Below are 22,668 nucleotides of genomic sequence, written 5' to 3' on the forward strand. Positions count from 1 at the left end.
TATCAATTAGATAAGGGGAAAAATACTGGCAGCAATAAGAATGACGATTAACCCGACCAGCCCCATGATCGTAAGCAAGGGAGAAAAAGTTTTGAGTGCTTCCTGCTCGGTAAGGTTGCTCATTTTACACACAATCCAGAAGCCACTGTCATTCATCCAGGGAATAAGTTTCGAGCCGCAGGCAATGGCCAGCCCCAGGTAGAGTTGGTGGTATTCCAGCGTGCCTGTGTTTGCCATACCTGCCAGTATTCCCGAGGCAGTAATCATCGCTACTGTCGCCGACCCCTGAGCGGTTCTAACAATCGCCGTTATAAAAAAGGCCAATGGTATCAACGCCATTTGGTAGTCTTTGGTGAGCTCGGCTAGTCGCAGACTGATGCCGGTTTGCTGCAACATTCCCCCAAAAGCGCCACCAGCTGAGGTAATTAGGATGATCACGCCAGCACTCATCAAGGCGGTTTGAACTGAGGCAGTTAGTCCTTTTTTGTCCCCTTTTTTCTGCACAGCCAGCAGCCAAATGGAAGAAAGAGCTCCAAGGGACAAAGCAACATTTTTTTCTCCGACAAAGTCCAGCACCCCAGTGAACGATGATGTTTCACTCACCTCAGCAAAAGAGCCGATCAGGGCATTTACGCTTATCAACACAATAGGAATAAATATCGGCAACAAGGAAAACCACAGCGCAGGAAGCTCCCGCTCGTCTTTCTCAGACAGTGTCTTGATCTCATCCAGCGGAGCATCCACCGCATTCCGCAGGGGAATTGGCCACTTGCGATTGGCCCAGACGGCATAAAGGTAGCCGGCGCTGATGGTCACCAGCCCAACAAGGAAGCCTCCCATCATCATCATGCCGATGGGTATGTTCATTTCGGTGACTAAAAATAGTGGGCCCGGTGTTGGCGGAACTAATGAGTTGGCCATGGCGGCTCCAGCAGCAATGCACAAGATCAGCAATCCGTAATTTTTACCAACCCGCATGGCCATGGCTTTAGCCAGCGGCACCATGAGGTAAAAAACGGTATCAAAGAACACAGGAATACCAATAAAAAAACTACTTCCCAGAAATGTCATGGGTGCATATTTGTCGCCCGTGACTTTCAGGGTAGACCGCACAATTTTTTCAGCAGCCCCGCTTTCCAGCATGGTCTTACCAATGATGGAAGCCATAGCGATCAGTATCCCAATTTTACCACAGGTATTCCCGAATTCAGTAGCGATGCGAATCCCTTCACCTTGGGTGGCTAGCCTTTGAGCAGAAGCCTCGGAGGCACCTTTGCCCATTTGATAAAGAAGAACTGCTGATTCGGGAGTGATGAGCGCCACGACAAAGGCACCAAGGAGCAGCGCCAGAAACGCATGGAGCCTGAATCCTATGATGCTGATGAAAACAACAAGGATTCCGATAGCTAAAATAAACAGAGGATCTTCTGTAAAATATTGAATGTTCAAAGCAGGTAGTTTAAGCGCTCCATTTAAATGCGTAGCTTAATATCTCCTTTTTATGGGACAGGTTCACAAAAGTCAATACAAAAATTATGTATCTACCCTGATTGTCAGGCTGAACGGTATTCGGTCACTCCCAGCCAAAAAAAGGAAGTTATCTGACGCCGCTGGGAAATTTTCCTGCCGTTTAAGGCAAACTACTGGCTTCCTCGTCTAAAATAATATAAACTTATACTTTCAAATATATACTCCAGTTTAATATGACATTCCTACTGAACACCCGCAGGTTGTGGCCTGCTTTTTTTCTGACCTTGCTACTCATCGGCTGTACCGAAGAGCTGCCTAAAGAAACTCCTCTAACGATAAAAGAAGACCAGGCTACCGCTTATAATCGGGCCAAAGAAGTACGTGAGAATACTTCCCTTGAGCTGTACGATGGCATTACCATGAGCCTTTGGGCGTCCGACTCCCTGGCACCTGACCCCATTGCCATGTCGATAGATGATGAGGGCAATGTGTACCTGACCCGAACCAATCGTCAGAAGCACTCTGAGTTCGATATTCGTGGCCACCAGGACTGGATGACCCGCTCTATCGCCTTGCAAACCGCAGAGGAACGCCGGGCCTTTTTACATAAGGAATTCGCACCAGAAAACAGTGCCAGAAATGAATACCTGCCCGACCTGAACAATGACGGCGTCCATGACTGGAAAGACCTTGCTGTGGAAGAAGAAGAAGTATGGAAAATTACCGACGAAAATGGTGACGGCATTGCCGATGTATCCAAGCGGATTCTCAGCGATTTTCATGACGAAATAACCGACGTAGCCGGAGCACTACTGGTGAGGAAAAACGATGTTTTTGTGGGCGTTGGCCCAGATATGTGGAGGCTTCAAGACACGAATGGCGATGAAGTACTCGATAAAAAAGAGTCGATTGCGACAGGATTTGCTGTGCATATCGGCTTCGGTGGGCACGGAATGTCGGGTGCCATTGAAGGGCCCGATGGCCGTATTTACTGGGGCATTGGGGATATTGGCGCCAACTTGACCGCCAAAGACGGAAGCACATACAAATATCCTAACCAGGGTGTGATTGTAAGGTCGGATCCTGACGGGAGCAACTTTGAGGTATTTGCTGCCGGACTTCGCAACACGCATGAATTTGTTTTCGATGCCTATGGCAACATCATCAGCTCTGACAACGACGGTGACCACCGTGGTGAAAGTGAAAGGCTTGTTCACATAGTAGAGGGACACGACGCTGGCTGGAGAGCCAACTGGCAGTATGGAAAATACACCGACCCCCGCAACAATAAGTACCATGTATGGATGGATGAAAAACTCTTCCAGCCACGCTGGGAAGGTCAGGCTGCTTATATCATCCCCCCTATCATGAACTATCACAATGGACCAACTGGAATGGTGTATAACCCCGGTACGGCACTTGGCTCAGCCTGGAAAAACCATTTCTTCCTTGTGGAGTTTGTTGGCAACCCAAGCAGATCCCCTATCTGGTCGTTTACCCTGAAGCCTAAAGGAGCCACCTTCGAGCTGGAGCAGGAGAAGAAACTGGCTTTGGGCATCCTGCCTACTGGTATCCGCTTTGGCCCTGATGGTGCGCTCTATGCCGCCGACTGGATCAATGGCTGGGATACAAAGAACTATGGCAGAGTTTGGAAAATAGATGTAACCAGCGACAAGAATGACCTGGCAGCCGCCCGTAAAGAAACCAAAGAGCTGATGGTGCTGGATTACGAAAGTCAAAGTGAGGACAAGTTGTACAGCTTGCTTTCTCATGCCGATATGCGCATTCGCCAAAAGGCACAGTTTGAGCTCGTGAACCGTGGTAAAAAAGGCGCACAAATATTTAAAAAGGCTATCGACCAAACCGACAACCAACTTGCCAGAGTTCATGGTATTTGGGGGCTTGGTCAACTGGGAAGACAACGCCTCGACCATGCAGCGCCTATTGTTGGGTTACTTGCTGATAGCGACCCTGAAATCGTGGCTCAGGCTGCAAAAATGCTTGGAGATGTGAAGTATACTGAAGCCGCCCCGCAGCTTGTGAAACTTTTGAGCAATGACTATCCAAGAGCGAGGTTCTATGCCGCTGAGGCGCTGGGCAGAATCAAGTACGAACAGGCGATTCCCGACCTTATCAAAATGATTGAGGCCAACAACGATGAGGATATTTATATCAGACATGCAGGCGTACTCGCTCTAAGCCGGATAGGCAAGCAAGAGCCAGTGGTGGCGTTGGCAAGCAGCTCAAGCAGGTCTTTGCGCATTGCTGCTGTATTGGTATTGAGAAGACTTGGTAGCGAAAAGGTAACTGCCTTTCTCAAAGATCAGGATGAGTATATCGTAACAGAAGCAGCACGAGCCATCAACGATGATTGGTCGATAGAACCAGCTTTGCCAGCTTTGGCAAGCGTACTTACTGAAACCAGATTCACCTCAGAGCCTTTGCTTAGAAGGGCTATCAATGCGGCTTTGAGAGTGGGTGGAGATAAAGAGCTTGATATGGTCATTGCCTTTGCACTCAGAGATGGCGTGGCGCCGGAACTAAAAGCAGAAGCACTTGCCACGCTGGGCACCTGGGCTAACCCATCGGTGATGGACAGAGTAGATGGCCGCTACCGTGGTGAAATCAAAAGAGACGCTGCACTTGCTCAGGCAAAAGCAAAAGCGAATACTGCTAAGTTTCTTCAGAGCTCCAATAGCGCTGTCGTGATTGCGGCTGCCAATATGCTGGCAGAATTACAAGTACCTGACTTTAATGACCAGCTAGCCACGATGATGACAAACCACCCACTTCCCGAAGTAAGGGCGGCAATGCTCACCAGCCTGGGCAAGCTTAGCTATAGTGACATGGAAGGACTCGTGAAGAAAGGCATGAACGACAAAGAAGGCGAGGTAAGAACTACCGCTCTTAGCCTTTTGAGTGGAATGGAGATTTCCGCTGAAAATCTACCTGGCATTGTCACTCCTATTTTCGCCAAAGGTTCTTTAAAAGAACAACAGGAAATGTTGACAGTATTGGGCAAGATGCCAGCTGAAAAAAGTGAGGCTATCTTGTCAGGGCTTATCGATCAGCTTACCAACAAGAAACTGGACAAGAGCCTGACGCTTGATCTCATCGAGGCATCCGAGGCAAATGGTTCAGCGGCGCTGGCCTCCAAGCTTGTCCCACTCAAGTCTGACGATACGAATACCGTTGCCGCCTTTCAGGAAACGCTTTATGGTGGCGATGCTCGCCTGGGTGGCAGAACCTTCTACACCCACCCTGCCGCACAGTGTACCCGCTGCCATGTGATTCGGGGGGAGGGAACGACCGTTGGCCCACAGCTTGGAGGAATAGGCAGCCAACTCACAAGAGAGCAAATACTCCAGGCCCTGATCGAGCCCAGTGCGAGACTGGCACCAGGGTTTGGTTCTGTTTCACTTACGCTTAAAGACGGACAAAAAGTGTCTGGCATTTTGATGGAAGAAACCGACAAAGAACTGGTGCTGAAAACTTCAGAAGCTGAACCACTTCACATTCCCACGGCAAGAATTAGCGAACGCAAAAACTCCCCATCCAGCATGCCTCCTATGGGCGGCATCATGACGAAGCGGGAAATTAGAGATGTGGTAGAGTTTCTGGCGAATTTGAAGTAAACCTTCTTTAAGTTTTATTTCTAAAAGGCCCCAGCAGAAGATCGTTTCTGTTGGGGCTTTGCTTTAGGAGGCAGCGTTCAGCATTTTGCCTTCGGTGTCAAATAAGGTTATGGGTCTTACATCAGGTTCCACCCATCCTGCCCTAGCCTCTTTGCTCATCAGCAATTCTTTAGAGTAAAAACTGAAAGGAAATTCCTTTTGAATGAAGGGCTGTGCTTCCAGGTTCGACAACAAAGCATCGAAGTCATACTCACCGGTAAAACTCAACTGATAGCCTATTACAATTTGAATATACAGCTCAGTGATGGTTTCATGATAGCCGGAGTTTTCGGTGTTTTTGCCTCCAACGGCTTCGTTGTATTTTTTGATGCCTTCCTTGATCAGCTTTCTTGCTTCCGCTATCGGATGGTGGTAAGTATACCACAACGCCATCACAAAATGAGCAAAGTGCGTCCACTCCGATGAAGGCCAGGTACCTTCTTCAAACCCTTTGACTAATTGTTCTGCTTCACTGTAAGTCATCTTCTATTTTGATCTGATGTTGATGTCTTCTTTATAAGTACTCATCACAATGGTTGTGCTTGTTCTCGTCACGGCCGGGCTCCCTTTGATTCGGTTAGAAAGTAGCTCCTCCAGCTCACCTGTGTCTTTCACCAACACCTTTAACAATAAGTCATAATCGCCAGCAATGTGATGGCACTCCAGAACCTGTGGCAGGCTCACAAGGTACTCCTTAGCTTTGGAGGCCCCAGCATGCTCCAGCCATACCTGCACAAAGGCAAGCAACTTGAGGCCCAACCGCTCTCTACTGAACCTGATCGTATACTGTTCGATCACCCCCGACTTATCCAGCTTCCTAAGGCGCTCCGTCACAGCCGGCAGCGACAAGTGAATCTTCCTGGCTATCTCCGCCCCGGTTATTCGTGAATTGGCAGCCAGCTCATCCAGTATTCTTAAATCCGTGTTGTCCATTGCTATAGTTCGATACAAAAGTAATTTTTCCTTTACTATATAAATAATAATTAAATTATTAACAGCTATTATAAATAATTTTCAATACAAATACTTAACTATATTCAGAGTATGCCTTTTTTCAAGGCCTGAAAAACTAATTTCGTTTGGTTGCTTGCAGCTTCTTGCAGCGCTGCTCTAAATACATTGAACCGCTCTCCAATTTTCATTTGTAAAAGGACGCCTTAAAACATAGTTTTAGGGTTGAACACTTTACCTACTCAGTTATGAAATCCTTATTATTTACCTGCCTCGGCACACTCTTTTCATTCTTTGCTTTTTCGCAGATGATTCCGCTGCCGGAGCATCCCAGGCCTGACTTTGAAAGAGCCGATTGGAAAAACCTCAACGGTGTTTGGGAATTTAAATTTGATGCTGACGATGAAGGCCTCACGAAGAGCTGGAGCACAGGCAATACCAGTTTCGACAAAACCATCCTTGTTCCATTTCCATGGGGCTCCACCCTTTCTGGTGTAAAGGACGAAGCGGACATCGCCTGGTACAAAAGAGAGATCACCGTTGACCCAAGCTGGAAGGGTAAAAAAACTTTCGTGACCATAGGCGCCTCCGACTGGGAAACCACTGTTTGGCTAGATGGGCAAAAGTTGGGTAGTCATCAGGGCGGCTACACTCCTTTTTCGTTTGACCTAACACCTTATGTCAACTACGGGGAAGTTCAAAAGCTCGTTATCCGGGTAGACGACATTCGCAGAGATTTTACTTTGTATGGCAAGCAAGGTTACGGCAATGCCAGAGGTCTATGGCAAACCGTTTATCTGGAGGCCAGAGGAAATAACTACCTGGAAGCCGTTCATTTCACCCCCGATATCGACAACAACAAAGTTGACGTAACGGCCTATTTACCAGATGACGCAACAGAAGACATCAAAGTAAACGTGGTAATTAAAGGGGCACCAACCCCGATCTCGCAGGATGCAACTATTACCAAAGGAAAAAACAAAGTACGTTTCAGTATCAATATTCCAAACGCTCACCTTTGGAGCCTTGAGGATCCCTTCCTTTATACCGCCGAAGCAACGCTAGGAGATGACAAAGTGAGCACCTACTTCGGTATGCGCAAGATTTCTGTAGTGAACCTTCCGGGCACTGACTATCCCTACATCGCCTTGAACAACAACCCCATCTACGTTCAACTCACGTTAGATCAATCTTATCACCCCGACGGTTTTTACACGTTCCCTTCCGATCAGTTTATGCGGGAAGAAATCGAGCGAAGTAAATCCATCGGACTGAATGGTATCCGGGTTCATATCAAAGCCGAAGTACCCCGCAAACTGTATTGGGCAGATAAACTGGGCCTGCTGGTCATGGCCGATTTGCCTAACAGCTGGGGAGAGCCGGAGGAAAAAATGCAAGCCGAAGCCGAGTATACCCTTCGGGAAATGATCAAGAGAGACTACAACCACCCAGCGATTTTTTCATGGATAGTTTTCAACGAAACATGGGGGTTGAGAACGGCCGTAGAAGTCGATGGCAAAAAGGAAAACAAATACTTGCCTAGAACACAAAACTGGGTGGCCTCCATGTATTACCTGACCAAGTCGCTGGATGGAAGTCGGTTGGTAGAAGACAACTCCATCTGCTGCGGCGCAGGCCATACAGAAACGGATATCAACTCCTGGCACAGCTATCTTCCCGGATGGGAATGGGAGGCTTTTATGGCCAATCTGGAGAAAAATACCTACCCAGGCAGCACCTATGATTTTGAAGACGGGTTCAAGCAAGGCAATCAGCCCAATATCAACTCAGAATGTGGTAACGTGTGGGGCTACGATGGCAGCACCGGCGACGTGGACTGGACATGGGACTACCACCGCATGATGAACACCTTCCGCAAATACCCCTTCATGTCGGGCTGGCTGTATACCGAGCACCATGATGTGATCAACGAGTGGAACGGCTACTGGCGTTTCGACAGGACGGAAAAGAAAACAGGGTTAGGTGAGATTGTTGAAGGAATGACCACCAACGACTTTCATTCCCTGGTTTATCTTTCTACCGGAAATGAAATCAGCAAAACAGTAAAGGGCGGAGCAACAGTCAGCGTGCCGCTCTACATATCGTCCATGAGCGCCCAGGAAATGGGGAGCCAGCTAAAAATCGTGTACGAGCTGACCCACACCAACTACCTCGGCGAAACATCAACTTTCAAACAAGGCAGCCAATTGGTGGACTACAAGCCATATATTCAATCGACACCTGCCCCAATAGAAGTGACAATGCCTTCAACAGCTGGCTTGTCTATCCTCAAATTGAGACTGGAAGACATGAGTGGCAAAGTGGTGCACCGCAATTTTACAGCTTTCGAAGTAACCGGAACCGACAAGTTGGCAAAAACCGAGGTGATCAGTGTTGCTCCGGCTTCTTTCACCAAAGCTGACTGGAGTAAAAAACAGTGGAATGTACTGGATGGGCTAAAGGTGAACGGCGCTGGCAAAGGCAGCTTCGAATACACTTTTGACCTAAACGGTACAGAGACAGCAAAAGCAAAAGAAGCTTACTTTCTGGTAGAAATATCTGCCAAGGAGCTTTTCGCCAAGGACAAGGAAAAATTCGAGGCGGGTAAAGACTATATGCTGGGTGCCAGAGCTGAGCCGAGCGCCAACCCCAACTCCTACCCTATGACTGACGAAACGATGTTTCCATCTACCGTCTCCATTTGGGTAAACGGCACCAAGGTGCAAACGACGACCCTCGCCGACGACCCAGCGGATCACAAAGGCATCTTGAGCTGGCACCACCAGCTACAAGACAAAAAACTGAGAGAGGCTGGCTCTTATGGCTACCTGACTAAGGTACCAGTTTCAAAGAGAATGCTAAAAGACGCCGCCACGACCGGAAAAATAACAGTAGAAATAAGAACAGAGGGCGAAGGTGGTGTGGCCGTTTACGGTAAATCATTTGGGAGGTGGCCAGTGGATCCTTCGGTGGTGTTGAGATATTGAGGGCTAGCGAACGACAGCTTTGTTAAATGAATAAAATACATCATCTCTTTTTCAAGTATTTCACTAGCCTGGAGATAATCAAATTGACTGTTTTAGCACTAAGATGACCCATAGTGCCTTTGATGTCTCTTATGTCTAATGTTGCCAGATAACCTATTCTCACAATGCTGGACCGGCTGAGCCCACTGATTGTAAAATCGGGATGAGAATCGTCTATTTTCTCATCAAAGCCTTCAACGAAGTTCCATAGTTGTGAGCTTATGCCACAAACCAATAGGTCATGATGCTGTGGCATACTTTTAAGTACTAAAACTGGCCTAAGTTTAATTTTCCCGTCGGATTGTTGCAGGGAAGCTATTACAACATCTCCCTGCTTCACTCTTTCGTGCGATTTCTATATAATGGATTGGGTTCCATTAGCAGCATATCAGAATAATCAGGTTCCTCTGTCCCATATGCCCTTTCAAGACTTTCAGACGCTAGGTTAGCCCAATCTTCCCTCAAAACATCGCTTGTTTGCTTCACTTCAATGCTAATTCCGTACCTCTCTTCAATATCTTGCTCCAACGTCTCACGGTCTTTAGTAGAATCAAAAATATCGGCGATCACTTTTTCACCAAATTTATCAACGTTGAGGCCCATCACTTTTTGGATGGCTAAGAACACTACGTTTACTACTGAAATAAATGCAAGCTCCTCCTCATTAGTCAAAATAATAATATGATCGCCAGCTTTTAGCTTTCTATCATATAGTGTCTGAACTATGTCTTGTGGCGACACAAGCGATTTAGTATTTAACTCAATAGTGTCCATAACAAGAGATTTTACTTTAAAGATACTCATTTAATGAAACGGATGCTCAGAGGGCTTCTGAAAATATCAACTCAGTCAAACCAAAAAAGTCGTGACATGTTTTATTCTTCGAATACCACGATCATCAACTTTCTGAACTGTTTACTTTGAGGCAAAAGTCAGTCCGATTGGCATAATTGATGTCGGCAGTTACCCTATATTTACAATTAAAAAGAAGCTAATCATGCAAACTATCGAAGGCAAGATTATTGACATCTTTCAAAAACGCATATACTCCTGCAGACTCACCATAGAAGCTGGCGTCATCAAAAGTATTGAAGAAACGGCCGATGCTCCTCAACGCTTCATCCTCCCCGGCTTTGTCGATGCACATGTGCACATAGAAAGCTCGATGCTGGTGCCGTCTGAATTTGCGAAGCTGGCGGTTACCCACGGTACCGTCGCCACTGTGTCGGATCCGCACGAGATTGGCAATGTGCTGGGTGTAGCCGGCGTTGAGTTCATGATTGAAAATGCTAAAACTGTTCCGCTAAAGTTCAACTTCGGCGCTCCCTCCTGCGTACCTGCTACTCCGTTCGAAACAGCAGGAGCCATCATCACCGCTGAGGATATTGATTATCTGCTTTCTAAACCTGAGATCAAATACCTCTCTGAGATGATGAACTGGCCGGGGGTGCTGCACAGGGATGCGCTGGTGATGGACAAAATCAAAGTAGCACAAAAGCATGGCAAGCCTGTGGATGGGCATGCGCCCGGACTCAAAGGAGAGCAAGCTGCTACCTACATCTCGGCAGGCATCAGCACCGACCATGAGTGCTTCACTATGGAGGAAGCCCTGGACAAACTAAAGCACAGCATGAAAATCCTCATCAGAGAGGGCAGCGCCGCCAAGAACTTTGAGGCACTAATTCCTTTGATGAAAGACCATGCCAGTCAGCTTATGTTCTGCTCCGACGATAAACATCCTGATAACCTCATCGAAGGCCATATCAATCAACTAGTCGTGCGAGCGTTAAAAAAAGGGCACGACCTTTTCGATGTGTTGCAGGTAGCATGCATCAACCCCGTCAGGCATTACGGATTGAATGTTGGTCTGCTGCAAAAGGGCGACCCCGCCGATTTTATTGTGATAGGCAGCATTGAAACCTTTAACGTTTTGGAGACATGGACCGATGGGCAAAAAGTAGCCGAATATGGGAGGGCCCTTTTCGGCACCAAGCCTTGCTCGCCCATCAACCAGTTCAATTGCCAGCCCAAGAAACCAAGTGACTTCTACCTCAAAATGGGTGGTTCGCAAGTAAGAGTTATCGATGCTCTCGACGGCCAGCTCATCACCAGAGAAAGCTGGTTTGATGCAAGCCTACTGGATTCGGATTCACAAACATCCATCGAACATGATGTGTTGAAATTTGCGGTCATCAACCGCTACAGCGATCAGCCGCCTGCTATCGCCTACATCCGCAACTTTGGGCTGAAAGAAGGCGCCATTGCCTCCACCGTCGGGCACGACTCGCACAATATTCTGGCCATCGGCGTTTCCAACGAAGCCATTTGCGAAACAGTCAACCTGTTAGTTGAGAACAAAGGCGGAATAGCTGCTATCGGAAAGGGAAAGCAAAAGGTACTACCATTACCCGTCGCTGGATTGATGGCAAAAGAAGACGGCTACACTGTTGGAAATAAATACCAGGAGATTGACCTGATGGCCAAAGAGTTGGGCTCCACTTTGTCAGCGCCTTTCATGACATTATCCTTTATGGCACTGCTTGTTATCCCTATGTTAAAGTTAAGTGACCAGGGACTTTTTGATGGCGAAAGGTTTACCTTTGTGCCACTTTTCAAAGAGTAAAATGCCCAGGAAAAAGAAAATCCTTTTCATCGTCAATCCCACCGCTGGCACCCGCACCCACAAGTTTGAAGAAGCCCTCATTAGTAAGTGGTTGGATCACGAGAGGTTCGACTACGAAATGCATGTAACCAGACATGCTGGTGACGGCACCGAAACAATTCAGAAAAGAATTGCAGAATTTGATGGCTTTATCGCAGTGGGGGGGGACGGTACCGTGAACGAGGTTTTCAAAGGTGTGCTGGACAGCAAGAAATGGTTTGGCGTGGTTCCTTCTGGCTCTGGCAATGGGCTCGCAAGAACACTCAACATCCCCATGAACATCGAAGGAGCTTTCCAACACCTGAATAAAGGAAAAGTAAAAGCCATTGATTACGTAAAAATCAATGATGATAGCTTCGTCAATGTGGCGGGTATTGGCTTCGATGCCAAAGTGGCGCACAAGTTCAAGAACCTGAAGGTTAGAGGACTAAAATCATACGCAAAAGTGACGCTGCAAGAGTTCGGCAAGTCAAAAGATCGTCCGATCAAAATCTCCTTCAAAGGCAAAACTTTTAAAGAAAAGGCGATGATGGTCAGCTTTGCTAACAGCACACAGTTTGGCAACAATGCCTTTATTGCCCCCAAAGCAGAACTCGACGATGGCAAAGTCAACATCGTCGTGTTAAAGAAATTTCAATGGTTAGACGTACCGTTTCTGGTTTGGCAGCTTTTCAGCAAGTCGATCCATCAATCAAGACTTCAAAAAGAGTATGCGGTGAAGAAGGCGACTATTGAATCAAAAAAAGGCATCTACCTCCACATCGATGGCGAAGCAAGGGCCAAAGTGAACAAAGTAAAACTGAAGGTCGTGCGCAAAGGGGTAAAAGTCATTGCATAAATCATCCGATCCTTCTACCTTCCATTATAAATCTAAATCCTTTCGATATGTCGCAAGAAGAACAAGGCAAAGTAGAGTCGCTGCTTTCCGAGCTTGGTAAAAAAATTGACCAGCTTATTGTAGAAGGCAAAAAGAAAAAGGATGGCTTGACTGACGAAATCGAAGAAAAAATAGCTGAACTCAAGGGCCAGAAAGAAAAGCTGGAGGAAGAGTTTGAGTCGTTCAAAGCTAAGAATGAGCCCAAATGGATCGAAGTAAGGGAGCATCTTGAAAAAGCTATTGGTGAACTACGAGCCGCTGCAGAGGCGGCTTTTAAGAAAATGAAGAGCTAGCACGAAAGTTATTTGTTGACTGTTATTAGTTAATCGTGGTTTGCAACTGGTACTTTTGCAGCCTGAATCAAATTTCAATTAACTGCTGCAGGGTCAATGAATATTATTTCCGTTGAAAATTTAGCTAAGTCATTCACCGACAAGCCTCTATTTACCAACCTCACCTTTGGCCTTAGCCAGGGAGAAAAAGCTGCCATCATTGGAGTAAATGGCTGCGGTAAGTCTACGCTTCTTAAGACCATTGCCGGATGGGAAGCGCCGGACGGCGGTAAAGTATCTACCCGCAAAGACTTCAAGGTATCCTACCTGCCCCAGCAGCCTGAGTTTGATCCACAAACCTCCATTTTAGACACTCTCTTCGAAGCCAATTCCCCCATGATTCGAGCCATTCGTGATTACGAAGAGGCCATGTACCAGGCGGAACATCACGGCAAAGATTTCCCCGAAGGTGTGCTTGAGAAAATGGATGAATTGCAGGCCTGGGATTTTGAGGCTTTTGTGCGCCAGGTAATAGGCCAAATGGGCCTACTCGATGTAGATATACTGATGGGTACCCTGTCGGGCGGCCAAAAAAAGCGAGTGGCACTGGCCAAAATACTGATCGAACAGCCTGATGTACTGCTGCTCGACGAACCTACCAACCACCTGGATTTGGCGACAGTGGAATGGCTCGAAAAGCACCTTGCTACAGAAAACACTACCCTCCTGCTCATCACTCACGACCGTTACTTCCTCGACAATGTCTGCAATTTGATATTCGAGCTGGACGGCGGACAGATGAACCGCTACCAGGGCAACTATGCCTACTTTCTGGAAAAGAAATCAGAACGGCAGGCCCTGGAATCGACCGTGGTCGACAAGGCACGCAACCTCATGAAAAAGGAGCTTGACTGGATCAGAAAGCAACCCAGAGCCAGGGGCACAAAGGCTAAGTACAGAGTGGAAGCTTTTGAAGGCATTAAAGAAACTGCATCGAAAAAACTTGGACAGGACAAGGTGGAGCTTCACGCAGAAGGCCGCCGACTGGGTGGAAAGATTATGGAGCTAAAGGATGTGTCGCATGCCTATGACGATCTCACCATCCTCAACAAGTTCAACTACACCTTCAAGAAAAACGACAGGATTGGCATCGTCGGTAAAAACGGTGCTGGTAAAACAACTTTTCTTAATATCCTTACCGGTAAGCAGCTTCCAAATGCTGGCACCACCGACAAGGGTGTCAATACCATGTTTGGGTACTATACCCAGGAAGATTTCACTTTCAACGACAGCCAGAAAGTAATTGAGGCTGTAAAAGAAGTGGCCGAAGTGCATCCCGGGCCCGACGGTTCCATTATTACTGCATCGCAATTGCTTACAAGGTTTCTGTTTCCTCCTGAAAAGCAATATCAAATCATTGGAAAATTAAGTGGTGGTGAAAAAAGAAGGCTGCAGCTCCTGCTCATCCTTGCCAAAAATCCGAACTTCTTAATACTCGATGAACCTACCAATGACCTGGACATCACAACGCTGAATGTGTTGGAAGACTTCCTGGAAGGTTTTCCTGGTTGCCTGATGGTGGTGTCTCACGACCGGTACTTCCTCGACCGCACCACCGACCACTTGTTTGTGTTTGAAGGCGGTGGAGTGATCCACGACTTCCCTGGCAACTACACCGACTTCCGTGAGCAGCAGGCAGAGAAAGCGGCCAAGCTGGAAAAACCTGCTCCTAAAGAAAAACAGAAAGAGGTAGCCAAGCCAACCGAAAAAAAAGCGCTTTCTTATAAGGAGAAAAGAGAACTGGAAGGCATTGAAGCCGAGTTGAAGGAGTTAGAAGAAAAGAAGAAAGGATTCATCCTCCAGTTAAACAGTGGAAATGGGTCACACGAGGAGCTTACCGAATGGGCATCAAAAATAGAAGAAATTGATACCTTGCTGGAAGAAAAAGAGCTCCGGTGGCTTGAGCTCTCAGAGCTAAACGCATAAAGCATGCTGCAAACTGGCAAGAAAGAGGCTGAAATAATCAAAAAGGCTATTGCTCATTGGAAAGATTCCGGCCTTATCGATGAAAAAACTTCTGACAAGCTCGCTAACGATGTGCAGCCCGTTGGTTTCGACTGGCAAAAGCTGGCCTTCTACGCCTTCCTGTTCGCTATTGGCTCCATCATTGTCAGTGTTTTTCTTTTGCTCGCCGACGAATGGATTCTCAAATTCATAGAGGATTTAATTGATGCCCCTCACTGGGTGAAAAGTCTCCTTTTTGCTGTTCTTGCTTTTGCATTGTATGCCTTTGGCTACCGACGCAAGGTGAAGAAGCCAGATCAGATTTACAGCAACGAAGCGCTTTTTATCCTGGGCGTTATTAGCACAGCTGTCTCCGCCACCTTCCTCGGCTTGCAGTTTGATACAGGGTCGGGGCATTTTTCCCTGCTTATACTTCTGCTTACGGCCGTGTATGCCGTGGTAGCCTACAGTTTGCGTTCGCAGGTTATCTGGCTTTTCTTTCTGATAGCCTTTGGTGCGTGGTTTGGCACCGAAACCGGTTATGTAACCAATTGGGAGGGTCTGTTCTGGGGCATGAACTACCCGCTCCGGTATACGGTATTCAGCTTCCTTATCGTTGGAGGCTCCTTTTTGATTGGCCATACCAAAATTTCTTTGTTTCAACCTATTACCTACGGATTTGGCCTGTTTCAGCTATTCACCTCTCTTTGGTTTCTATCCATTTTTGGCAACCATACTGACTTCAATATCTGGAGCCAGGTTAGCCAGGTAGAGCTGTGGGGGTGGGCCGTGCTCATGGCGGCTGTTAGCGTCGGTGCCATCATTTATGGGCTAAAGAACGATGATTTTCTTAGCCGTGATTTTGGCATTGTTTTTTTGCTCATCAACCTGCTTTCCCGTTATGTGGAGTACGGGTGGGACACGCTGCACAAAGCCGTCTTTTTCATGATCCTTGCCGTGGCTTTCTGGCTATTGGGGAAAAAAGCTGAAACCATCTGGAATCTCGGTAAGAAAAAGAAATAGCCGCCCGGTAAGTGTGACTCACCAGACGGCTACAATATTTCCAGGCCTTATGTCTTACTTCAAAAGTACACCAATAGTGAATCCGGCAGAGACTGCCACCGGAAAGTCTCGTCCGCCGGCAGCATGGCTGTAGCTGTACCTTCCCTCACCACCACTGTTGAACCCATAGCCCAGACCGACATGGTAGTCGAGGCTCATGATATCTGCCAGCACATATTGGCGGCCATAGTTCAACAAAATGGCCACAGCAGAGTAATCCTCTCTGTTTCTGGACTCGTTGCCACTGAATTCATCATACACAATATTGTCTTGTGTAAAAAAGCTCATGGCTATCTCTGGCCTGATGTATTTTCCACTTAGTAAGTGTGATCCTTTCATGCCGTCGGATACGAAATCAGGATTGAGCTTAAACTTTGGGCCCACTCTGAAAAGCACGCCACTAGGATCAATTTCGTTGGGATCGAGGCCCAAGCCGATAATACCCACTTTGGCTTCCCACGACACCCAGTCTTTGATATACCTTTCATACCCAAAAGTGGTGTTGCCTGTTAACGGAGAGAAAAACTCCATTTTTACGATACTCTTCTTCTGCGACTCGAAATCTGTTACAATTTGTTGAGCGCTGGCTGCCCCGGAAATCAGGAGGAAGGCCGAGATTAAAAAATTCTTCATGGTCATTCTATTTGTCGATTAAATAATCCGTTTTCTAAAAAGTAATTTACCGAATACAAAGTGCGTGCCAAAACAAAAAAAGCCGATCCAGTTTCCCGAATCGGCTTAGTTACTTATTTACTGGGTTTACTTACTTGGCCGCAACAAGCGTTACGTCCAGTACAAATTCATCGTAAATCACTTTGTCGCCAATTTCTGCAAAGAAGCTCTTAGAGCCATACTTCACATTAAATTTTGATCTGTCAACCGTGATTTTAGAAGTAGCGGTTACTTTGCTCCCGTTAACAACCAGTTCGGCCGGAAAAGTGATTTTCTCTGTGGTGCCTTTGATAGTGATGTCGCCAGATACGTCGTACTTGTTTTTTCCGGTTGACTTCACACTGGTGATCTTGAAAGTTGCAGTGGGGTAAGTGGCTACTCCAAAGAAGTCGTCAGACTTAAGATGTCCTTCCAGCTTACCTTTGTACTCACCCTCAAGGTCCGTGTCAACAATTGAATTCATGTCGATGGTAAATGAGCCACCTGTTAGCTTATCACCGTCGAACTGAAGGTCGCCCTGAGAAAGGTTGATGGTGCCAGTGTGAGTACCGGCCAGCTTTTCGCCCGTCCAGACTACCTTGCTTTCTACTGTGCTTACCTTGTAAACAGCTTTTGTGTCATCAGCAGAAGGATTGCTGACAAGAAGTACTAATGATGTGAAAATTGTGCTTAACATAAGTTTTTAGTTATTTGATGATGTAAATGTATGTACATACATGTATATACACAATTAAGCTTCTAAATGTTTCACCAGTATTGAAAATATTTTTAAAAGTGAGCTTTTAGCCGACCTGGGGCTATATTCTGGATAGAACTTTTTTTATCAAACCATCCACAACTTTCAGGGGGTTCTTTGAGAAGGTGCCTTTTGCCCGGTTTACGACAATGGCATTCAGGCTGATCATGTTATGTCCCATCATGCGGGAAAGTCCATAATAGCCGGCGGTTTCCATTTCAAAATTGGTGATCCAAAAATTATCCTCGTGAAAGTACATCAGCTGATCCACCAGGTTAGGGTGTTTGATGGGCAGGCGAAATGCCCGCCCCTGCGGTGCATAAAACCCGGGCGCTGTAACCGTATTTCCCTTGACCATGTCAAAGGCGTATTTCTCCATCAATTTTTCGGATCCGCTGATAATGTATGGCATGAACTCCAACGAGATAGCCTCTTTCAGCTTACCTGCAATCATTGCTTCCCTGGCCGACTGGGGGTAAGGATAAAAAAAGCCAAGTGTGTCGAAGCCAATAGCATTTTCCGAAACAACATAACTTCCCAATTTGATATCTTCCTGCATAGCGCCGGAAGTTCCTATACGAATGATGTTAAGGCTCTTGAGTTTCTTCTTTGGCTCCCGTTTAGTCAGGTCAATATTAACAAGGGCGTCCAGCTCGGTCAACAGTATCTCTACGTTGTCGGTGCCAATGCCAGAGCTGATAACAGTCACTCTCTTTTTATTGAGATAGCCAGTGTGTGTAATGAACTCCCGCTTGTTCATTTCAAACTCTATGGAGTCGAAGTACTGACTTACCTGATGCACCCTGCCGGGATCTCCCACGGCAATGATTGTATCAGCAATGTGCTCAGGCTTCAGGCTGAGATGGTAAACACTACCATCAGGATTAAGAATAAGCTCTGATTCGGGGATTCTTGCCATCAGAGCTTACTGGTTGCACCTTGCGGTTCTTCTTTTTTCCTGTACAGCCCTCTGTAAGGATTATAACCATTCATTTCCTTCTGGTAGTAGCCAGTACCATCGTAAGGCCTTTTGTCGGGATGAGACTTACATGCTTCGGAACAAGCCCCCTCCATCTCCCATCCGCACTTCTCGCAAATTGGCACATGGCGATTGCATTCTGCATTGGCGCAGTTCACCATGCGGTCGCTATGAGTGCCACAAACGTAGCAGGTAGACACTACCTTCGGATTGACCTTATTCACCTCAACTGCCACACGGTTATCAAACACGTAACACTTGCCTTCGAAGTCCTCGCCCTGCGTAGCTTCCTCCATGCCATACTTGATAATGCCGCCATGGAGTTGGTACACATTCTCAAAACCTTGCTCCAGCAAAAAGGCGCTGGCCTTTTCACACTTAATACCGCCAGTGCAATAGGTGACGATCTTTTTATCTTTCAAAGCCTTCAGTTCTTCCACCTTTTCAGGGAAGTCACGGAAGTTTTCGATATCAAGCGTGATGGCATCTTTGAACTTGCCCAGGGAGTGCTCATAGTTGGACCTGACATCCAAAATGACAACATCATCTGTTTTATTCTTCAAGATTTCCTTGAACTCAGCAGGCTCCACATAGGTGCCAGTGCGCTGGTTGGGGTCTATATGGCTGAGGCTTGAGTGAACAATCTCCGGCTTTACACGCACATGCAGCTTTGCAAATGCATTGGCATCGTTGTGATCCACTTTGAAGTCAGTGTGTGCGAATCTGGGGTCGGCTTTCAGATCGTCCATGTAGCGCTGACAATCCTCTCTGCCCCCGCTAATGGTTCCGTTGATCCCTTCGTGGGCGATGATAATTCGCCCCTTCAGGTTGTTTTCGATGCAGTAAAGGTGGTGCTGCTCTCTGAATGCCTCCGGATCCTCGATCCTGGCATAGCAGTAATAAAGAAGTATACTGTAATTTTTCATTTTTATAACTCTGCCTTGCTTCAACAAGGTGTTACTTTTTGCTATTGGCTCTTAGCTTTTAGCTGTTGACTTTAACTTATTTAACGGCTTGCGCCGGATTTCCAAATACTGTTTCTCCGTCTTTCACACTGGCGATAACAACCGAACCAGCACCAATCCTGGCTTTCTTACCAATCTTCACTCCAGCTACTATTGTTACCCCACTTCCGATAAACGCCTCATCGGCTATCTCCACATTGGAATTGATGATGCTGCCAATACCTATCTGTACATAGTCGCCCAGTTTAGCCATAGACCCAATCACAGCGTTTGAATGAATCACACAGTGTTGCCCAATGGTTGCACCACCTTCCACAATAGCACCTGAATTGATCATGTTGCCATGACCAAGGGAGACAGACACACCCAACACAGCTCTTTTGTGCACAGCATTCACTGGCTGCACATGCCGTTTATCGTTGAGCATTTTCACCATCGACTTTCTGTAGGCGTTGTCGTCGCTGGCCACAAAAGCGTCACATTTCTTCCCAATCAACTTCAGAAAACCGTCATCGTCAGGTCTGCCCAGAATAGAGATACTATTGAGCTCTGTGCCATGCCTGGAAGCATCCTCCTCCAAAAACCCATATATCGTCACGCCATTGCTTTCGAAAATCTCCATCGCATGGTGCCCCATGGGGCCTGTTCCGAATATGATTACCGGGTTGATCATTTTTATCTGTTAGTTGCTTTGAGTTTTGAGAGTGCAAAGGTAGGGCTATTGGCCTTATCATCAAACACCTGAGTTGCCTTCCAAAAGCTTCAATTTACTAATTTTTGACAGCCAGGGGTGTTGGAAAGAAGCAAGAAAAATAAGCATGGGGTAAAAAGCCAGTCGATACCTCGAAAGAGAGCCGTAGTTAGGCGTTGAGAGTGTGATCATGCTGGAGGTGAAGAGGATGTAAGCCAACAACGGCATCCAAATAAAGACCGGAAGTCTTTTGCGAAGCCCCGAATTCGTAAAAAAGAGCGTCAGCAGCAACACCGGCTCAAGCAGAAGAAGAATTTCCGAAGTAGCATTGACCTCCCAGAGAAATGGGCCAAACATCCCTGCGACAGCACCCAACATAGCCTGCAACACAATCTGTGGCCACTGCCACAACGTACCCAGGCCCAAAACAACATGCTCCGGCATCGACTGAGCCACAATCGCCGCATGGTTGTCGGTGAATGCCTTCACCACATACCCAGGATTGAAACTTGTGTCGGAGTAGCTAAAAGTAACGACAAGCGATACAATTAAGATGACGCCAGCAATGCCAAGTGCCCAGCGCAATGCAGGCTTTTGCATATACCTTTGAAGAATCTTGAAAAGTATGGTGCCAAACAAGAATGGAAGCAGGCTGAGCAAAACGAAAATACGCAGCTTTGCCAGCACCACCATGGCCAACACCAGCAAAGCGGTATGCAAAAGCAAGTTGGAACGATTTCCACTAAAAAAAGGCACAACTGCACCAAACAATATGCTGATCCCAGCCAGCATGAGCGTTTCTTTTGAAACCCCACTGCCCCATATCGCTATGCTTGGCCAAAGGAAGAAAATGAGAATTACCGGCCACCGGACATCAACACCTGTCAGGTGTACTCTTTTGACCAGGTAAACAACTGACAAAAAGCTGATGAAAGTAAGAAATACACTACTGAGCCAAATACTACTACCGAGCACCATGTATAAAACCACAATGATCTTCACAAAGAAAAAAGTGCGGTTTTGGGGAGTTGCCTTAGCAGCCGGATCGGCTTCCTGCGCCAGAAAATCCCAAATCGGGCAGCCCGCCTGAATATCCGTGAGGTATTCAGAAGCCTTTTCATCATAATAAAAAAGATCACCTTCATGTCGGATATGCAAATAGTAAACCATCGCAATCATGCCGGCGGCTACTTTAACCGACATAAGGATCAGAGTGGCCCTGGTTCCAAAAACTGGCCTGGCAAATTGCAGACAGGCCCAGCCGATGATCACAAGGAGAAAAGAACCGACGATCATACTAGTGGTTTTGCCTGATAAGGTGAGTGCCTATTTGACATGAAAGGCATCTTCTGGGCTGGCAGTAGTGCTGATAAAGTTCAAGAAATGCTTGAGATTCATAGGCCGTGGGCTTTTCGACAGGCAGGAAAGAAAGCTTTCTGGTAATGGTGTTTTCCTCGAACTGCAGCTGGTTAAGCAGCAGCAATGCCTTTTCCTCTAGCTCAGCACTCCCCTGCTCCTTTGCATAGGCGAATAACAATGGCACCACACAGTTGATGAGCAAGATGTCTATGCTCTTGATGCCCACAAAAGCACTTGGCCTGCTTGTTTTCGCTTTCTCCACTCCGGGCTCGTCCTTAGCAAATTGAAAATGCGTTGACCAATAGTCGGACACCTTTGATTTAAAAACGTCTCTGAGCCTTGCCAGATCTGACTCAACAAACACTGCAAAGAGTCGGGGTGACTGATGGATGATAGCCGCTAGCTGTGCCAGCCTGATCGTTGGAAAGTTGGCTGGCCGCATGCGCATAAACTTCCAGGGAATAGGAGGCAACGACGTGGCTATAAGCTGAAACTTATGGTTGATATAGTCGAATCGCTCTTTGAGGGCTTTCGAATAAAAGTCGCTTGAGTTGACATCAAGCAGCCCAGCCAGCCCCAGCAGGTAGGCTTCCAGGTCCTTCTTGTCGAAAGCCAGCTTCTTCATCACCTTGTAGGAGACCCGCTTGCTCAATTGCTGAAAGCCTTCCTCGTTTTTTTTGAAGCCAAAATACCGGATGAGGAAATGAACCGCAGTGGCATCCCAATCGCCACCGTACTTTTTCAAGAGTATCTCAACATCCTTTGTCTTTCTCTGCAGGCGCTCCACGAGCACCCGATCAATCATCGACTGCCTTTTTAGTGCATCGATGTTTTTGATTTGCGTTTGGCAAGGCACCTCAACTCGTTGCTGAATCAGGCCCTGGTATCTGGTGAGCAATTGAAGCGACACCCTGTCTTTGAGCTCCAACTGTGGAATATAGGTGCCATCGGTTCTCAGAATCTCACGATCTGCCTCCCACACGATGTGAAGGATAACACTATCATATGCCTTGTCAAACTGGTGTTTGTGGCTGTGCCAATCGCTGCTTTTGAGATGTATCTCTACCTGCCCGTTCCACTCCATGTCCCCAATTCTCATCCTGGCCTCCTTGAAATCTGGCCCGGCGTCGGTGTTGAGAAACCCCTGCTTACTAATCAAGATGGTTTGCCCGTCGGTGGTTTGAAGGTTTGAGCTATCGAAGTATTGAAATTGCCAGATAAAATGGAGGAACTCTTCAGGAAACATCTTGTCATTGAAAAAGTAAATA

19 protein-coding genes are annotated in these 22,668 nt (G+C 46.9%); 7 read left to right on the forward strand and 12 right to left on the reverse strand.

What is annotated here, in order from left to right:
* Positions 1 to 6 precede the first annotated feature (6 nt).
* The gene (locus AAC052_RS01500) at positions 7 to 1,449 is read right to left on the reverse strand and encodes an SLC13 family permease (protein ID WP_339810371.1); all 1,443 of its coding nucleotides are present in this window, start codon (positions 1,447 to 1,449) and stop codon (positions 7 to 9) included.
* 254 nt (positions 1,450 to 1,703) lie between these two features.
* Between AAC052_RS01500 and AAC052_RS01505 the strand changes: the two genes are divergently transcribed.
* Positions 1,704 to 5,105, forward strand: a complete 3,402-nt coding sequence (locus AAC052_RS01505; protein ID WP_339810373.1) for a HEAT repeat domain-containing protein — start codon at positions 1,704 to 1,706, stop codon at positions 5,103 to 5,105.
* A gap of 63 nt (positions 5,106 to 5,168) precedes the next feature.
* On the opposite strand, the gene AAC052_RS01510 is transcribed toward AAC052_RS01505, so the two are convergent.
* Positions 5,169 to 5,627: a hypothetical protein gene (locus AAC052_RS01510; RefSeq protein WP_339810374.1), complete on the reverse strand. Its 459-nt coding sequence runs from the start codon at positions 5,625 to 5,627 to the stop codon at positions 5,169 to 5,171.
* A gap of 3 nt (positions 5,628 to 5,630) precedes the next feature.
* Positions 5,631 to 6,077: an Lrp/AsnC family transcriptional regulator gene (locus AAC052_RS01515; RefSeq protein WP_317490296.1), complete on the reverse strand. Its 447-nt coding sequence runs from the start codon at positions 6,075 to 6,077 to the stop codon at positions 5,631 to 5,633.
* A gap of 266 nt (positions 6,078 to 6,343) precedes the next feature.
* Here AAC052_RS01515 and AAC052_RS01520 point away from each other — a divergent pair, with 266 nt between their 5' ends.
* Positions 6,344 to 9,082 carry a sugar-binding domain-containing protein gene (locus tag AAC052_RS01520; protein WP_339810378.1) on the forward strand — a complete coding sequence of 913 codons (2,739 nt, stop codon included), beginning with the start codon at positions 6,344 to 6,346 and terminating at the stop codon, positions 9,080 to 9,082.
* Between the two features lie 40 nt (positions 9,083 to 9,122).
* Here the strand turns inward: AAC052_RS01520 and AAC052_RS01525 are convergent, their stop codons facing one another.
* Entirely contained in the window at positions 9,123 to 9,461 is a 339-nt protein-coding gene (locus AAC052_RS01525; protein ID WP_339810380.1) for a type II toxin-antitoxin system PemK/MazF family toxin, read from the reverse strand.
* On the reverse strand, positions 9,458 to 9,895 hold the full coding sequence (locus AAC052_RS01530; protein ID WP_339810382.1) for a hypothetical protein: 438 nt from the start codon (positions 9,893 to 9,895) through the stop codon (positions 9,458 to 9,460). The genes AAC052_RS01525 and AAC052_RS01530 overlap by 4 nt, the downstream gene beginning before the upstream one ends.
* A gap of 223 nt (positions 9,896 to 10,118) precedes the next feature.
* Here AAC052_RS01530 and ade point away from each other — a divergent pair, with 223 nt between their 5' ends.
* The 5 genes from ade (at position 10,119) to AAC052_RS01555 (ending at position 15,959) form a co-directional block, all read left to right on the forward strand.
* Entirely contained in the window at positions 10,119 to 11,744 is a 1,626-nt protein-coding gene (ade, locus tag AAC052_RS01535; RefSeq protein ID WP_339810384.1) for an adenine deaminase, read from the forward strand.
* 1 nt (position 11,745) lies between these two features.
* Positions 11,746 to 12,621, forward strand: a complete 876-nt coding sequence (locus AAC052_RS01540) for a YegS/Rv2252/BmrU family lipid kinase (protein WP_339810386.1) — start codon at positions 11,746 to 11,748, stop codon at positions 12,619 to 12,621.
* Between the two features lie 47 nt (positions 12,622 to 12,668).
* Complete coding sequence (locus tag AAC052_RS01545; RefSeq protein WP_317490291.1) at positions 12,669 to 12,953, forward strand: hypothetical protein; 285 nt, start codon at positions 12,669 to 12,671, stop codon at positions 12,951 to 12,953.
* Positions 12,954 to 13,049: 96 nt separating this feature from the next.
* Positions 13,050 to 14,918 (forward strand): ABC-F family ATP-binding cassette domain-containing protein, encoded by a 1,869-nt coding sequence (locus AAC052_RS01550; RefSeq protein ID WP_339810388.1) that lies wholly within the window; start codon positions 13,050 to 13,052, stop codon positions 14,916 to 14,918.
* Between the two features lie 3 nt (positions 14,919 to 14,921).
* Positions 14,922 to 15,959: a hypothetical protein gene (locus AAC052_RS01555; RefSeq protein ID WP_339810390.1), complete on the forward strand. Its 1,038-nt coding sequence runs from the start codon at positions 14,922 to 14,924 to the stop codon at positions 15,957 to 15,959.
* A gap of 54 nt (positions 15,960 to 16,013) precedes the next feature.
* On the opposite strand, the gene AAC052_RS01560 is transcribed toward AAC052_RS01555, so the two are convergent.
* The 7 genes from AAC052_RS01560 to AAC052_RS01590 all read right to left on the reverse strand — a co-directional run bounded on the left by AAC052_RS01560 (position 16,014) and on the right by AAC052_RS01590 (position 22,646).
* On the reverse strand, positions 16,014 to 16,631 hold the full coding sequence (locus tag AAC052_RS01560) for a hypothetical protein (RefSeq protein ID WP_339810392.1): 618 nt from the start codon (positions 16,629 to 16,631) through the stop codon (positions 16,014 to 16,016).
* 130 nt (positions 16,632 to 16,761) lie between these two features.
* Complete coding sequence (locus tag AAC052_RS01565; RefSeq protein WP_317490287.1) at positions 16,762 to 17,346, reverse strand: YceI family protein; 585 nt, start codon at positions 17,344 to 17,346, stop codon at positions 16,762 to 16,764.
* A 121-nt stretch (positions 17,347 to 17,467) separates the two neighbouring features.
* Complete coding sequence (locus tag AAC052_RS01570; RefSeq protein WP_339810394.1) at positions 17,468 to 18,325, reverse strand: nucleoside phosphorylase; 858 nt, start codon at positions 18,323 to 18,325, stop codon at positions 17,468 to 17,470.
* Entirely contained in the window at positions 18,325 to 19,311 is a 987-nt protein-coding gene (locus AAC052_RS01575; RefSeq protein WP_339810396.1) for a rhodanese-related sulfurtransferase, read from the reverse strand. Before AAC052_RS01575 ends, AAC052_RS01570 begins: the two co-directional genes overlap by 1 nt.
* A 76-nt stretch (positions 19,312 to 19,387) precedes the next feature.
* The gene (locus AAC052_RS01580; RefSeq protein ID WP_339810397.1) at positions 19,388 to 20,023 is read right to left on the reverse strand and encodes a NeuD/PglB/VioB family sugar acetyltransferase; all 636 of its coding nucleotides are present in this window, start codon (positions 20,021 to 20,023) and stop codon (positions 19,388 to 19,390) included.
* A 60-nt stretch (positions 20,024 to 20,083) separates the two neighbouring features.
* Complete coding sequence (locus tag AAC052_RS01585) at positions 20,084 to 21,337, reverse strand: hypothetical protein (RefSeq protein WP_339810399.1); 1,254 nt, start codon at positions 21,335 to 21,337, stop codon at positions 20,084 to 20,086.
* Between the two features lies 1 nt (position 21,338).
* Positions 21,339 to 22,646, reverse strand: coding sequence for a DUF2851 family protein (locus AAC052_RS01590; protein ID WP_339810401.1), 1,308 nt, complete (start codon positions 22,644 to 22,646; stop codon positions 21,339 to 21,341).
* Between the last annotated feature and the right edge of the window lie 22 nt (positions 22,647 to 22,668).

The organism is uncultured Imperialibacter sp. (assembly GCF_963974565.1).
In the GTDB taxonomy this organism is placed as follows: domain Bacteria; phylum Bacteroidota; class Bacteroidia; order Cytophagales; family Cyclobacteriaceae; genus Imperialibacter; species Imperialibacter roseus.

Bases quoted from the DNA above. Each gene is read 5' to 3' on its own strand.
- AAC052_RS01555 (WP_339810390.1), top strand. From the start codon at position 14,922: ATGCTGCAAACTGGCAAGAAAGAGGCTGAAATAATCAAAAAGGCTATT.
- AAC052_RS01545 (WP_317490291.1), top strand. From the start codon at position 12,669: ATGTCGCAAGAAGAACAAGGCAAAGTAGAGTCGCTGCTTTCCGAGCTT.
- AAC052_RS01580 (WP_339810397.1), bottom strand. From the start codon at position 20,023: ATGATCAACCCGGTAATCATATTCGGAACAGGCCCCATGGGGCACCAT.
- AAC052_RS01510 (WP_339810374.1), bottom strand. From the start codon at position 5,627: ATGACTTACAGTGAAGCAGAACAATTAGTCAAAGGGTTTGAAGAAGGT.
- AAC052_RS01565 (WP_317490287.1), bottom strand. From the start codon at position 17,346: ATGTTAAGCACAATTTTCACATCATTAGTACTTCTTGTCAGCAATCCT.
- ade (WP_339810384.1), top strand. From the start codon at position 10,119: ATGCAAACTATCGAAGGCAAGATTATTGACATCTTTCAAAAACGCATA.
- AAC052_RS01530 (WP_339810382.1), bottom strand. From the start codon at position 9,895: ATGGACACTATTGAGTTAAATACTAAATCGCTTGTGTCGCCACAAGAC.
- AAC052_RS01585 (WP_339810399.1), bottom strand. From the start codon at position 21,337: ATGATCGTCGGTTCTTTTCTCCTTGTGATCATCGGCTGGGCCTGTCTG.
- AAC052_RS01590 (WP_339810401.1), bottom strand. From the start codon at position 22,646: ATGTTTCCTGAAGAGTTCCTCCATTTTATCTGGCAATTTCAATACTTC.
- AAC052_RS01570 (WP_339810394.1), bottom strand. From the start codon at position 18,325: ATGGCAAGAATCCCCGAATCAGAGCTTATTCTTAATCCTGATGGTAGT.
- AAC052_RS01560 (WP_339810392.1), bottom strand. From the start codon at position 16,631: ATGAAGAATTTTTTAATCTCGGCCTTCCTCCTGATTTCCGGGGCAGCC.
- AAC052_RS01540 (WP_339810386.1), top strand. From the start codon at position 11,746: ATGCCCAGGAAAAAGAAAATCCTTTTCATCGTCAATCCCACCGCTGGC.
- AAC052_RS01515 (WP_317490296.1), bottom strand. From the start codon at position 6,077: ATGGACAACACGGATTTAAGAATACTGGATGAGCTGGCTGCCAATTCA.
- AAC052_RS01505 (WP_339810373.1), top strand. From the start codon at position 1,704: ATGACATTCCTACTGAACACCCGCAGGTTGTGGCCTGCTTTTTTTCTG.
- AAC052_RS01575 (WP_339810396.1), bottom strand. From the start codon at position 19,311: ATGAAAAATTACAGTATACTTCTTTATTACTGCTATGCCAGGATCGAG.
- AAC052_RS01550 (WP_339810388.1), top strand. From the start codon at position 13,050: ATGAATATTATTTCCGTTGAAAATTTAGCTAAGTCATTCACCGACAAG.
- AAC052_RS01520 (WP_339810378.1), top strand. From the start codon at position 6,344: ATGAAATCCTTATTATTTACCTGCCTCGGCACACTCTTTTCATTCTTT.